This is a genomic window from Streptosporangium minutum, from assembly GCF_002149035.1.
Taxonomy (GTDB): Bacteria; Actinomycetota; Actinomycetes; order Streptosporangiales; family Streptosporangiaceae; genus Streptosporangium; species Streptosporangium minutum.
Map to the genome: position 1 here is coordinate 21,486 of NZ_NGFP01000077.1, position 12,959 is coordinate 34,444.

At 72.3% G+C, this 12,959-nt stretch carries 6 protein-coding genes; 3 read left to right on the plus strand and 3 right to left on the minus strand.

Annotated features, from left to right (window positions below):
- Window positions 1-60 precede the first annotated feature (60 nt).
- Both CA984_RS18210 and CA984_RS18215 read left to right on the plus strand, forming a co-directional pair.
- Window positions 61-2,073: an acetoacetate--CoA ligase gene (locus CA984_RS18210; RefSeq protein WP_086573914.1), complete on the plus strand. Its 2,013-nt coding sequence runs from the start codon at window positions 61-63 to the stop codon at window positions 2,071-2,073.
- A gap of 227 nt (window positions 2,074-2,300) precedes the next feature.
- Window positions 2,301-2,972 (plus strand): hypothetical protein, encoded by a 672-nt coding sequence (locus CA984_RS18215; protein WP_133061703.1) that lies wholly within the window; start codon window positions 2,301-2,303, stop codon window positions 2,970-2,972.
- Here the strand turns inward: CA984_RS18215 and CA984_RS18220 are convergent.
- The 3 genes from CA984_RS18220 to CA984_RS18230 all read right to left on the minus strand — a co-directional run bounded on the left by CA984_RS18220 (window position 2,944) and on the right by CA984_RS18230 (window position 7,182).
- Window positions 2,944-3,564 carry a response regulator gene (locus CA984_RS18220; RefSeq protein WP_242676028.1) on the minus strand — a complete coding sequence of 207 codons (621 nt, stop codon included), beginning with the start codon at window positions 3,562-3,564 and terminating at the stop codon, window positions 2,944-2,946. The genes CA984_RS18215 and CA984_RS18220 overlap by 29 nt on opposite strands.
- Window positions 3,551-5,626: a sensor histidine kinase gene (locus CA984_RS18225; protein ID WP_133061704.1), complete on the minus strand. Its 2,076-nt coding sequence runs from the start codon at window positions 5,624-5,626 to the stop codon at window positions 3,551-3,553. Before CA984_RS18225 ends, CA984_RS18220 begins: the two co-directional genes overlap by 14 nt.
- A gap of 137 nt (window positions 5,627-5,763) precedes the next feature.
- Window positions 5,764-7,182, minus strand: coding sequence for an FAD-binding oxidoreductase (locus CA984_RS18230; protein WP_207620921.1), 1,419 nt, complete (start codon window positions 7,180-7,182; stop codon window positions 5,764-5,766).
- A gap of 803 nt (window positions 7,183-7,985) precedes the next feature.
- Here CA984_RS18230 and CA984_RS18235 point away from each other — a divergent pair.
- On the plus strand, window positions 7,986-12,863 hold the full coding sequence (locus tag CA984_RS18235; protein WP_086573927.1) for an NAD-glutamate dehydrogenase: 4,878 nt from the start codon (window positions 7,986-7,988) through the stop codon (window positions 12,861-12,863).
- Window positions 12,864-12,959 lie beyond the last annotated feature (96 nt).

The following is a 12,959-nucleotide window of genomic DNA, read 5'->3' on the forward strand; positions in this document are numbered from 1 at the left end:
ACCCGAGGGTGTGTGGCCGCCGGGGATGACATTCCGGCGGGCCGCCGAGAGGATGGGGCCATGGTTGAGGAAGGTGCGCTGCTCTGGGAACCCGCCCCGGAGGTCGTGAGGGACGCCAAGGTCACCCGCTACATGGAGTGGCTCGGCCGGTCCGGTGACTACGAGTCCCTGTGGCAGTGGTCGGTGGACGACCCGGCCGAGTTCTGGACGTCGGTCTGGGACTACTTCGGTGTCGTGGGTGAGCGTGGTGACGGGCCCGTCATGTCCGGGACGATGCCCGGCGTCGAATGGTTCACCGGATCCACGCTGAACTACGCGGCCAACGCGCTGCGCCGGGCGGGGGCCGAGCCCGACCGGCTCGCGGTGGTCTTCCGCGACGAGGCGGGCGGGCGGCGGACGCTCACCCTGGGAGAGCTGGCCGAGGAGGTCGCGCGGGTCCGCACGGGCCTGGCCGGGCTGGGCGTCGGCAGGGGGGACCGGGTCGCGGCGTACGCGCCGAACATCCCCGAGACGCTGGTCGCCTTCCTCGCCACCGCCTCCCTGGGGGCGATCTGGTCGTCCTGCTCCCCGGACTTCGGCGCGCCCAGCGTGATCGACCGCTTCACGCAGATCGAGCCGAAGGTGCTCATCGCGGTCGACGGCTACGACTACAACGGCAAGCGGTTCGACCGGGCCGAGGTCGTCCGGGACATCGCCGCCAAGCTGCCGACCCTGGTCGCGCAGGTGCGGATAGCGACGCCGCACGGTCCCGGCACGCCGGGCGCCGGCGTCCCCGACGTCCCCGGCGCCGACGGCGCGTCCGGTGATCGCGGCGCGCCGGACACGGGACGGGCCCCGTCGGAGGGCGGCGCCACCCTCAGCTGGGCGGACCTGCGAGGCTCCGCCGGACCGCTGGCCTTCGAGCCGGTGCCCTTCGGCCACCCGCTCTGGATCGTCTACTCATCCGGCACCACCGGGCTGCCCAAGCCGATCGTGCACGGCCACGGCGGCGTGGTGCTGGAGCATCTCAAGGCGCTCTCCTTCCACCAGGACCTGGGCGAGGACGACGTCTTCTTCTGGTACACCACCACCGGCTGGATGATGTGGAACTACCTCATCGGCGGCCTGCTGGCCGGCTCGACGGTGGTCCTCTACGACGGGGCGGCCACCTATCCGGGCACCGACGCGCTGTGGCGGCTGGCCGCAGAGGAGGAGGTCACCTACTTCGGCACCGGCGCGCCGTACCTGGTGGCGTCCATGAAGGCGGACCTGCGGCCCGCCGGGCTCACGGCGCTGCGCGGCCTGGGCTCCACCGGATCGCCGCTGCCGCCCGAGGGGTTCGCCTGGGTGCACGACGCGCTGCCGGAGGTCCAGCTCGGCTCGTTCTCCGGCGGCACCGACGTCTGCACCGGCTTCGTCGGCGCGGTGCCGCTGCTGCCGGTCCGCGCGGGGGTCATCCCGTGCCGCTGCCTGGGGGCCAGGGTCGAGTCCTTCGACCCGTCGGGCACGCCGGTGGTCGGCGAGGTCGGCGAGCTGGTGCTGACCGCGCCGATGCCGTCGATGCCGGTCATGTTCTGGAACGACGCCGACGGGTCGCGATACCGGGAGAGCTACTTCGCCGACTACCCGGGCGTCTGGCGGCACGGCGACTGGATCAAGATCCTCCCCGACGGCGGCTGCGTGATCTACGGCCGGTCCGACTCCACCCTCAACCGGGGCGGCGTCCGGATGGGCACCAGCGAGTTCTACCGGGTGGTGGAGCGCTTCGACGAGATCGCCGACAGCCTGGTGATCGACACCGGCCAGCTCGGCCAGGAGGGCCGCCTGCTGCTCTACGTCACCATGGCCGAAGGGGCCGCCCTGTCCGACGCGCTGGTCACGGGCCTGCGCGCGGCCCTGAGGGACGCGCTGTCCCCCCGGCACGTGCCGAACGAGATCATCGAGGTCCCCGGGATCCCGCGCACGCTCAGCGGCAAGAAGCTGGAGGTCCCCGTCCGCAAGATCCTCCTCGGGGTGCCCCCGGAGAAGGCCGCCAACCTCGACGCCATGGCCAACCCGGAGGTCCTGTCCCACTTCGCTCCGGCGAAGGACTGACGCGGGGCCGGAGAGCGGCGGGCGGGGTCCGAGACAGTGGATCCCGGATCCCGCCGGAACGGCCCAGCCGTCGCGGGACAGGCGCGGCCGGTGTCTCCGCCCGGTGATCTCCGTGATCTCCAGGGTTGTTCCGGGTCTCCAGGGCTGTCCCGGGAGGGACATTCGTCCCGGGGGGACGCGGACACCGGCTCATGCGGTCCGGGACACGTTCCGGGTTCGGTGAACAGGTGCTGAAAAATCCTGATTCGTTCCGCCGGATCGTCGCCGGGGTCGCGCTGCTCGCCTGGCCGGTGCTGGAGTTCCTGGCCTTCCTGACCTCGCCCCCGGGCGCCGAGCACGACCCCGCCGTCTTCCGCGAGCACCCGGCCCTCGTCCAGGTCAGCGGCCTGCTCTATCTCTGGACGGCGCTCGCCCTCATCCCGGTGGTGCTCGGCCTGGCCCACCTGCTGCGCCATCGGGCCCCGGCGACGGGCAACATCGGCGCCGCGCTCGGCCTGGTCGGCGCCGGACACGCGCTGACGCTCTTCACCACCGACTTCTACGACCTGGCCCTCGCCCAGAGCCTGCCCGACGCGCAGGCGGAGGCGGTCACCGCGCGGGCCGGCGAGCTGCCGGGCTTCCTGTACGGCATGCTGCTGCCGGGGTTCCTGGCCCACGTCGGTCTGCTGACCCTGCTCGTGGGGCTCGTCGTGGCCCGCGTCGCCCCCTGGTGGGTGCCCCTGGCGGCCCTCGCGGGGACGGTGGTGCCGTTCGTGACGATGGACCAGCCGCCCGCCGTGCAGTCCACGGGTGCGCTGCTCCACCTGGCCGCCTACGGCTGGATCGCGCTCCACGTGCTGCGGATGCCGGACACCGGCTGGCGGACGGGCCTCACAGCCCCGACTCCCTCGCACGCATGATCGCGTGGGCCCGGTCGGCCACCTGAAGCTTGGCGAACACCGCCGAGACGTGGTTGCGCACGGTCTTCTGGCTCAGCCCGAGCCTGGCGGCGATCTGCGGGTTCGTCAGATGCTCGGCCACCAGGCCGAGGATCTCCCGCTCCCGCCGGGTCAGCTCGGGCAGGGCCGGCTCGCTCCGCTCCCGCTCGGTGAAGTAGCCCGTCAGCCGGGCGGCGATCGCCGGGCCGAAGATGGCCTCCCCCTCGGCCACCGCCTGCACCGAGCGGACCAGCTCCGCCTTGCGGGCGCCCTTGAGGACGTAGCCGCGGGCCCCGGCCCGCATGGCGGCGAACACCGAGTCGTCGTCGTCCGACATGCTGAGCACGATCACCCGGATGTGCGGGTGATCGTGGACGAGCCGCTCGGTCGCCGCGATCCCGCCCATGCCGGGCATCGCCAGGTCCATCAGGACCACGTCCGGCTGAGCCCGCCCGACCAGGGCCAGTGCCTGCTCCCCGTTCGCGGCCTCGTCGACGACCTCGATCCCCTCGGCCGCCGCCAGCAGGGCCCGCAGCCCCGCGCGGAACCCGGGGTGGTCGTCAACCAGCAAGATCCGGACCACAGGCGTCCTCTTCCTCGTGCGCCGGCAGCGTGACCCTGACCAGGGTCCCGCCCTCCGGGCGTTCCTCGACCGTGCACGTCCCGCCCAGCTCCAGGGCCCGCTCGCGCATCGACGTCAGCCCCACCCCGGTACGGCCGGAGCCCGCGCCGTCCGGCCGCGTCCCGCCGTCCCCGGTCGGCCCGATCCCGCCGCCGTCGTCGGACACCTCAAGCCTGAGCGTGCCGCGGGACACCTCGACCCGCAGTTCCGCGCCGGTCGCGGCCGCGTGCCTGCGCACGTTGGCCAGTGCCTCGGCGGCGATGCGGTAGGCGGCCACCTCCGTGGCCGCCGGCAGCGGCGGCAGGCCGTCCGGAGCGTGCACGGCGACGCGCAGGCCGGGCGGCTGCCGGGTGGCGTGGGCACGGAGCGCGCCGAGCAGCCCGAGGGAGTCGAGCGCGGGCGGGCGCAGCCCGTCCACCAGGGTCCGCACGTCGGCCACCGCCGCCTCGGCGTCGCCGACGATGTCGGCCAGCAGCCGCCGCGCCTGCCCCTCCTCGACCAGGTCGTGCACGGCCTCGGCCCGCATGGTCAGCGCGGCCAGCGTGGGACCGAGCCCGTCGTGCAGGTCGCGCCGGAGGCGGCGGCGTTCCTCCTCGCGCGCCATCACCAGCCGCTCGCGCGAGCGCCGCAGGTCGGCGGAGAGCCGTACGGCGTGCACGGCCACCGCCACCTGCCTGGCCAGGTCCGTGAGGACGCGCATGTCGCGGGGGCCGAACCCGCTCTCTCCCGGCCGGGGCGACAGGATGAGGTCCCCGACCCGTTCCCCGTTGTGCGTCAGCGGCAGCCGTACCGGATCGCCGACGGCCGCGCCGAAGGCGTGCCGCGAGCCCGCGGCCGTCTCCACCGCCGCGTACGGCAGGCGCAGGGCCTCGGCCACCGACCGCGCGACCCCGGCCAGCACGGTGCCGGGCTCGCCGGTGTTCTCCAGCCGGCGGCCCAGGCGGGAGAGCGCCGCGTAGGGGTCGTCCCGCTCGCCGTACGTCAGCAGGTTGACCCAGCTCTGCAGCCGTTCCCGCAGCGGCGCGAAGACGAGCGCCACGAGCCCGGCGGCCAGCACGGAGACCGGCAGGTCCCCGGTAGGGAAGATCGCGCCGAGATAGCCCACCACGGCCACGTATCCGCCGGTCACGCAGCCCGACAGCAGCGCGTAGACCAGCGTGCGGTTGATCACCAGATCGATGTCGAAGAGCCGGTGGCGCAGGATCGCGACGCAGATGGCGGCGGGCACGAGGGCCGTGCCCAGGGCGCCGGGCAGCTCCCACAGGGAGCTGGTGACCGGCCAGATCGTGTCCGGGAACCCGTCGGTCAGCCCGGCCGCCAGCCGGGCCGCGACGACGAGCACCAGGAGCCCGACCACATAGGCCAGCCACTTGATCTGACGGCGTTCCGGCTCGCCGCTCCTCAGGGCCCTGGCGAGCAGGTCGATCCCTCCGATGACGAAGACCACCGCCATGAGAGCCGTCATCGCGGTCTCCACCGCCGGCGCCACCCGGGCCAGCCCCGCGACCCCGAGCGGGTTGACCACGCCGGTGTCCGTGCCGACCTGGTGGTTCTCCCCGGGCCGCAGCGCGCTCACCACCATGGTCAGCGCCGCTGCGACGGCCACCGCGCGGACCGGCGGACGTAGCCGGGGGGAGGAGAGCCGTCCGCTGGGGAAGATCAGCGGGATGAGGGCGAGCGACAGGTTCGCGGGCACCCAGAGCCAGGTCTGCGGCCACGCCATGGCCTGGGCGAGCGGCAGTCCGGGGTGGGTGACCAGGCCGAAGATGGCGTACTGGCCGCAGGACTCCATGAGCGCGAAGCAGAACCCGCTCAGCGCCAGCAGCCGGCCCACCGCGTGCTCCGGCCGGCGCGAGCCGATCAGGCCGCCCGCCAGCGCGGAGGCCACCACGAACAGCAGGTGGCTGAGCGTCCGAGGATCGGTCCCGTCGAGCACGGCAAGGACGACGGACAGGGCCACCAGGAGCAGGGTCACAGCGCAGCACGGCCACGCGATGCGCGCCGCTGTCGTCACTGTCCCTCCCGAGCCGGTCGCCCTACCGTACAAGCGCCTCCGCCCGGAAAAGGAGGGACGGTGTCCCGGGACCCGCACGGGCGGAGCGCGCCCGTACCCCCGGGACCCGCACGGGGGGAGCGGCGCCCGGACGGGTCTCAGATCCCCTGGGGGAGCCGGAAGAGGCGGCCCGGGTCGTGGGCGGCCTTGACGCGGGCGAGCCGCCCGGCGTTCGCCCCGTAGTAGGCCGAGCGCCAGCCGCCGAGTTCGGCGTCGACGTAGTTCACGTAGGCGTGGTCGCCGAAGTGGGGGCGCATGGCGGCGTGCGCGGCCCTGGCCCAGGTCGCCGCCCCGGCGCGGTGGGCGTAGTACTGCACGCTGTAGAGGGCGGCCCGGTGCGGGAAGGCGGTGGCCTCGGGGCGGACCCGGCCGACGGCGCCGCCGAGGGCGTCCAGGAGCACGGTGTGGCTGCCCGGCCGGGCGACCTCGGCGACCAGCGCCCTGGCGCCGGCCTCCGACAGCGGGCGGTAGGCCATGTGCGACTTGGCGGTGAAGTTGTCCCGCGACAGCCTGCCGTCGCGGGTCTGGCCGGGCAGGGAGCCGCCCCGGTGGCACTGGGAGACCGACAGGGTGGAGCAGCCCGCCATGATCATCATGGCCTGGCGGTAGGAGGTCTGCCGGACGTAGCTGGAGGAGACCGCGCCGATCCGGTCGGCCAGCCGGTCCAGCAGCCGCTCGCAGTCCGCCCTGCCGCCCAGGTAGAGGCCGCCGATCTGCACGTCCGTCCCGCCGTCGCGGCTCAGATGCATCGTGGACCACAGCTCGTCGGGCGCGGAGGGCGCCCACGCCTGCCATGCCCGGAGCGCCTTGGCGGCCCTGGCCCACGGCCAGTGCAGGAAGAACACCGTCACCTCACGCGTGCGGTGGGTCCGGAAGCCGAAGGAGACCGCCACGCCGAGGTTGCCGCCGCCCCCGCCCCGCGAGGCCCAGTAGAGGTCGGCGTTGTGGTCGGCGTCGCAGGTCAGCAGCCGGCCGTCGGCCGTGACGATCTGGACGGACTCCATCACGTCGCAGGTCAGGCCGTACCTCCTGGAGACCACGCCGATCCCGCCGCCCAGCGCCAGCCCGCTCACCCCGACCGTGGGGCAGGTACCCGCCGGGATGCTGACCCCGCTCGCGCCCAGCCTCTCGTAGACGTCGACGAGCTTGGCGCCCGCCCCGACGGTCGCCCGGCCGGACGCGTGGCTGACCTTGTTCATCGGGGAGACGTCGATGACCAGGCCGGTGCCGGTGGACCATCCGGCGTAGGAGTGACCGCCCGACCGCACGGCCAGCGGCACGTTCGTCCGCCGGGCGAAGCCGACGCACTCGGCCACGTCGGAGGGGGTGGCGCAGTAGGCCACGCCCGCGGGCCGCACCCCGTCGAAGGAGGGGTTGAACAGGCGGCGGGCCGCGTCGTAGGAGGTGTCGCCGGGCCGGATGAGCCTGCCGTCCAGCCCTTCCGCGAGAGCGTTCCAATCCGATCGGGAGGGTGCTGCCGAGGCGGGCATCCCGGCTCCCAGGGTCAGGGCGGCCATGCCGCCGATCCGAAGAAATGTCCGTCTGTCCGGAGCGGGCCGCATGATCGTCTCCCCCGAGGGTTTCCGTTTTCCTGCCCGTTGAGACGGCCGCCCGGCCCGCCTGGTTGATCACATTCGCATCACATCGACCGCACCCGCCGCGGACCCCTACGATTGGCGGTGGGGGAGGAGATTCTTCCTGCCGGAGACCGGGCGAGACGCCATGGCCGCCGGGCACCGCCGACCGGGTCTTTCCGATCCCCTCGGCGGCTGCGGGGCTGCCACGTTGACGTTTTACGGCTTTTCGGGTGGTATCAGTAGCGGCGGCATGTTCCGGTCAACGGGGATCGGGGCAGATGGCCGCTGGAGGTGTTGTGCCGCGGGCCATGTCCGGTGAGCGGAGTGACGTGAGCTGTCTGGACAGTCCGAGGGGCGCCGGTGTGACCGGACTCGCCCGGCGGCGGCGCAGCCCTTCCCGACCCACCGTGTGGGATGCTGATCCCACCGCCCTCTCCCAGCGAGGATTCGCCGTCTCCGACCAGGAGACCTCCGGTTCTCCGCTGACGGTGGCGAGGGACCGCGGGTCACATGAAGACCCGCGGCGACTGGCCGAGGACCGGCTCACCCATGACGAGACCGCCGCGCCGCCGCGGACGTGTCCCCGGTCGGCGGTCGAGCCCTGGATCGCGACGGAGCCGGGGACGCCGTGCCCCGGAAGGCGCCCGCGCCCGCATTACCTCCCCCTTATGTGGGAACTACGGACTTGGTCCTAGATCCCTAATCAAATGTGGAAAAACCCCTCACAAAGGAGTGAGAGCGACATGCCGCTCGACGAGGCCAAGGACGAGCTGCTGAGGAGTGCCGCCGAAACGTGCGCGCACACACCGGGCAGCGACCACGTGAGTGCTGAGGAGGCGCTCGCCTACCTCAGGCTCTACTACCGGCATGTCGCGACAGAAGACCTGCTGAGCCGCAACCCGGTCGACGTGTACGGCCCGGCGATGGCCCAGCGGCAGCTCGCGGAGAACCGCCCCCAGGGCCGCGCCATGGTGCGGGCCTACACCCCGAGCCTGGAGGAGCACGGCTGGGACCCCGGCTGCTCGGTCGTCGAGGTGGTCACCGACGACATGCCCTTCCTCGTCGACTCGGTGACGATGGAGCTCGACCGGCACCAGATCGGCACCCAGCTCGTCATCCACCCGCAGATGCGGGTGCGCAGGGACATGACCGGCAAGCTGCTCGGCCGGGAGCAGGACGACGTCACCGGGCAGACGCTCGTCGAGTCCTGGATGCACTTCGAGATCGACAGGCAGGCCGATCCGGCCACGCTCAAGGAGCTCGAGACCGACCTGCAGCGCGTCCTGGAGGACGTGCGCTACGCCGTCGAGGACTTCGTCAAGATGCGGGCCCTCGCCGTGCAGACCGCCGAGGACGTGTCGGTCAACCCGCCGCCGCTGGACCTGGCGGGGGTCGAGGACAGCCTGGAGCTGATGCGCTGGCTGGCCGACGGGCACTTCACCTTCCTCGGTTACCGCGAATACCGCCTGGAGGAGACCCCGGAGGGCGACACGCTGCGCCCGGTGGCCGGGACCGGGCTGGGCATCCTCCGCCACGACAAGGCGGGCTCCGACAGCTTCGCCGCCCTCTCCCCGGAGCTGCGGGCCAAGGCCCGGGAGAAGCAGCAGATGCTGATCATCACCAAGGCCAACACCCGCGCCACCGTCCACCGCCCCGCCTACCTCGACTACGTGGGCGTGAAGCTCTTCGACGCCTCCGGCGAGGTCATCGGCGAGCGGCGCTTCCTGGGCCTGTTCACCCACGTGGCCTACAGCGAGTCGATCTCCCGCATCCCGGTGCTCCGGCGCAAGCTGGCCGAGGTCCTCGACCTGGCCGGGTTCGCCCCCGACAGCCACGACGGCAAGGACCTCATCGAGATCCTGGAGACCTTCCCCCGCGACGAGCTCTTCCAGACCCCGGTGGAACAGCTCCTGCCGATCGCGCTCGGCGTGCTCAGGCTCCGCGAGCGCAAGCAGGTCAAGGTCTTCCTCCGCCCGGACGACTACGGCCGCTACATCTCCTGCCTGATCTACCTCCCGCGTGACCGCTACACCACGAAGATCCGCGTCAAGATGCAGGAGATCCTGCTCAAGGCGGTCGGCGGCACCTCCTTCGACTACAGCGCGATGATCGGCGAGTCGGCCCTCGCCCGGCTGCACGTGGTCGTGCGCGGCGAGCGGGGCAGGCCGCTGAACGCCGAGGCGGTCGACGTGGAGGAGCTGGAGGCCAAGCTGGCCGCCGCCACCCGCTCCTGGGAGGACGACCTGGCCGCCGCCATCGCCGAGCTGAGCTCGGAGGAGGAGACGCCCGGCCTCGTCCGCCGCTACGCCTCGGCGTTCCCCGAGGGCTACAAGGCCGACTTCCCCGCCCGGATGGCGGTCGCCGACCTGCGCCGCCTGGAGGCGCTCGCCGCCTCCTCCGACGAGATCGGGATGAACCTCTACGAGCCCTACGACGCCGTCGAGGGCGAGCGCCGGTTCAAGCTCTACCGGATCGGCGCCTCCATCTCCCTGTCGCATGTGCTGCCGCTGCTCCAGCGGATGGGCGTCGAGGTGGTCGACGAGCGGCCGTACGAGATCAACCGGGACGGCGACGCGCAGACCAAGGACGCCTGGATCTACGACTTCGGCCTGCGCTACACCCCCTCGTCGGAGGTGGACAGGGACGAGTTCAAGCGGCTGTTCCAGGACGCGTTCGGCGCGCTGTGGCGGGGCCGGGTGGAGAGCGACGGCTTCAACGCGCTCGTCCTGGCCGCCGGGCTGACCTGGGAGCAGGCCGAGACCCTGCGGATCTACGCCAAGTATCTGCGCCAGGCCGGGACCACGTTCAGCCAGGACTACATCGAGCGGGTGCTGCTCGGCAACGTACGGCTCGCGCGGCTGCTGGTGCGGCTGTTCGAGGCCAGGCTCGACCCCCGGCGCTCGGAGGAGGTCCGGTCGGACCTGGGCGAGGCGCTGAACGAGGAGATCCTCGGCGCCCTGGACGACGTGGCCTCCCTGGACGAGGACCGCATCCTGCGGGCCTACCTGGAGATGATCAACGCCACGCTGCGGACGAACTACTTCCAGACCGTGGACGGCGAGCGCAAGCCGTACATCAGCCTGAAGTTCGACTCGCCGTCGATCAGCGTGCTGCCGCTGCCCCGGCCGAAGTTCGAGGTCTTCGTCTACTCGCCCCGGGTCGAGGGCGTGCACCTGCGCTTCGGCAAGGTCGCGCGAGGCGGCCTGCGCTGGTCGGACCGGATGGAGGACTTCCGCACCGAGGTCCTCGGCCTGGTGAAGGCGCAGATGGTGAAGAACACCGTCATCGTCCCCACCGGGTCCAAGGGCGGCTTCGTGGTGAAGAACCCGCCGAAGTCGGGCGCCCGGGAGGACGTGCTGGCCGAGGGTGTCGCCTGCTACCGGATGTTCATCTCCGGCCTGCTGGACATCACCGACAACCTCGTCGACGGCCAGGTGGTCCCGCCCGCCGACGTGGTCAGGCACGACGGGGACGACACCTATCTGGTGGTCGCCGCCGACAAGGGCACCGCGACGTTCTCCGACATCGCCAACGCGGTGGCCAAGGAGTACGGCTTCTGGCTGGGAGACGCCTTCGCCTCCGGCGGCTCGATCGGCTACGACCACAAGGGCATGGGCATCACCGCGCGCGGCGCCTGGGAGTCGGTCAAATACCACTTCCGCACGGCCGGCGTCGACATCCAGACCACCGACTTCACCGTGGCCGGCGTCGGCGACATGTCCGGTGACGTGTTCGGCAACGGCATGCTGCTCTCCCAGCACATCCGGCTGGTCGCCGCCTTCGACCACCGGCACATCTTCGTCGACCCCGACCCGGACGCCGCGCGCAGCTACGCCGAGCGGGCCCGGCTGTTCGCGCTGCCGCGCAGCTCGTGGGCCGACTACGACACCTCGCTCATCGCGCAGGGCGGCGGCGTGTGGCCGCGCACGGCCAAGTCCGTCCCGGTCTCCCCGCAGATGCGCACCGCGCTCGGCATCGCCGACGGGGTGACCTCGCTGGCCCCCAACGACCTGATCAGCGCCATCCTGCGGGCCCCGGTGGACCTGCTGTGGAACGGCGGCATCGGCACCTACGCCAAGGCTTCGGGCGAGTCGCACGCCGACGTCGGCGACAAGGCCAACGACGGCCTCCGGGTCAACGCCTCCGAGCTGCGCTGCAAGGTGATCGGCGAGGGCGGCAACCTGGGCTTCACCCAGCTCGCCCGGATCGAGTTCGCGCTCAACGGCGGGCTCGTCAACACCGACTTCATCGACAACTCCGCGGGCGTGGACACCTCCGACCACGAGGTGAACATCAAGGTCCTGCTGGACCGGGCGGTCCGCGACGGCGAGCTCACCGACAAGCAGCGCAACCAGCTCTTCCTCGACATGACCGACGAGGTCGCCGGCCTGGTCCTGCGGGACAACTACGACCAGAACGTGGTGCTGGCCGCCGCCCGCGCGCAGGCGACGGAGATGCTGCACATCCACTCCCGCCAGCTCCGCAAGCTGGAGCGGGCCGGGTTGGTCAACCGCGAGCTGGAGTACCTGCCGTCGGACAAGACGCTCGCCGAGCGGCGCCAGGCCGGACTCGGGCTGACCGCGCCGGAGTTCTCGGTGCTGCTGGCCTACACCAAGCTGGTGGTGGACGCCGAGATCCTCGGCTCCGATCTGCCCGACGACCCCTACCTGGCCTCCTGGCTGGTGTCCTACTTCCCGACGGCGCTGCGCGAGCGCTTCCGCGACTACATGGACGCCCACCCGCTCCGCCGGGAGATCATCACCACCGGCGTGGTGAACGATCTGGTCAACTCCAGCGGGACCACCTTCATGTTCCGTCTCGGCGAGGAGAGCGGCGCGTCCACCCCGGACATCGCCCGCGCCTACCTCGTCACCCGCGAGGTCTTCGACCTGCCCAGCTTCTGGCGGCAGATCGAGGAGCTGGACAACAAGGTGGACACCTCAACCCAGATCGCCATGGAGCTTGAGGCGCGCAAGCTGGCCGAGCGCGGCACCCGGTGGCTGCTCGGCAACCGCCGCGCGCCGCTGGACCTGGCCTCCACGGTGAACTTCTTCGCCAAGGGCATGAACGGGCTGCTGGCGCACCTGCCCAAGCTGCTGACCGGCTCCGACCTGGCGGCGTTCGAGGAGCGGCGCGACAGCTTCGCCGCCCGGGGCGTGCCTCCGGAGCTGGCCGAGCGGGTCGCGGCGATGGTCCCGGCCTACTCCACGTTCGACCTGGTGGAGGCGGCCGTGCACACCGGCAGGCCGGTGAACGAGGTGGCCGAGGTCTACTTCGACCTGGCCGACCGGCTCCAGCTCTCCGGGCTGCGCGAGCGCGTCATCGCGCTGCCCAGGGACAACCGGTGGAACTCCATGGCACGGGCCGCGCTCCGCGACGACCTCTACGCCGCGCACGCCACGCTCACCCGTGACGTCCTGGCGCACAGCGAGCCAGGACTGTCGCCGGAGGAGCGCCTGGCGCGCTGGACCGAGGCCAACTCGGCGGCGATGGCGCGGGCCCGGCAGACCCTGTCGGAGATCTGGGAGAGCGACAACTTCGACCTCGCCACGCTGTCGGTGGCGCTGCGCGCGATCCGCACGCTGGTGGCCGCCACCAACCTGCCGCGCAGCGAGGCCTGACCGACCGCCGCGACCTGACCGCCCGCCGTGACCCGGCCCTCCCGATCCGGGGGCCGGGTCCTCTGGCGTGGTCAGGTCGCGGCGGTCGGTCAGGCC

Bases quoted from the DNA above. Each gene is read 5' to 3' on its own strand.
- CA984_RS18210 (WP_086573914.1), top strand. From the start codon at position 61: ATGGTTGAGGAAGGTGCGCTGCTCTGGGAACCCGCCCCGGAGGTCGTG.
- CA984_RS18230 (WP_207620921.1), bottom strand. From the start codon at position 7,182: ATGGCCGCCCTGACCCTGGGAGCCGGGATGCCCGCCTCGGCAGCACCC.
- CA984_RS18235 (WP_086573927.1), top strand. From the start codon at position 7,986: ATGCCGCTCGACGAGGCCAAGGACGAGCTGCTGAGGAGTGCCGCCGAA.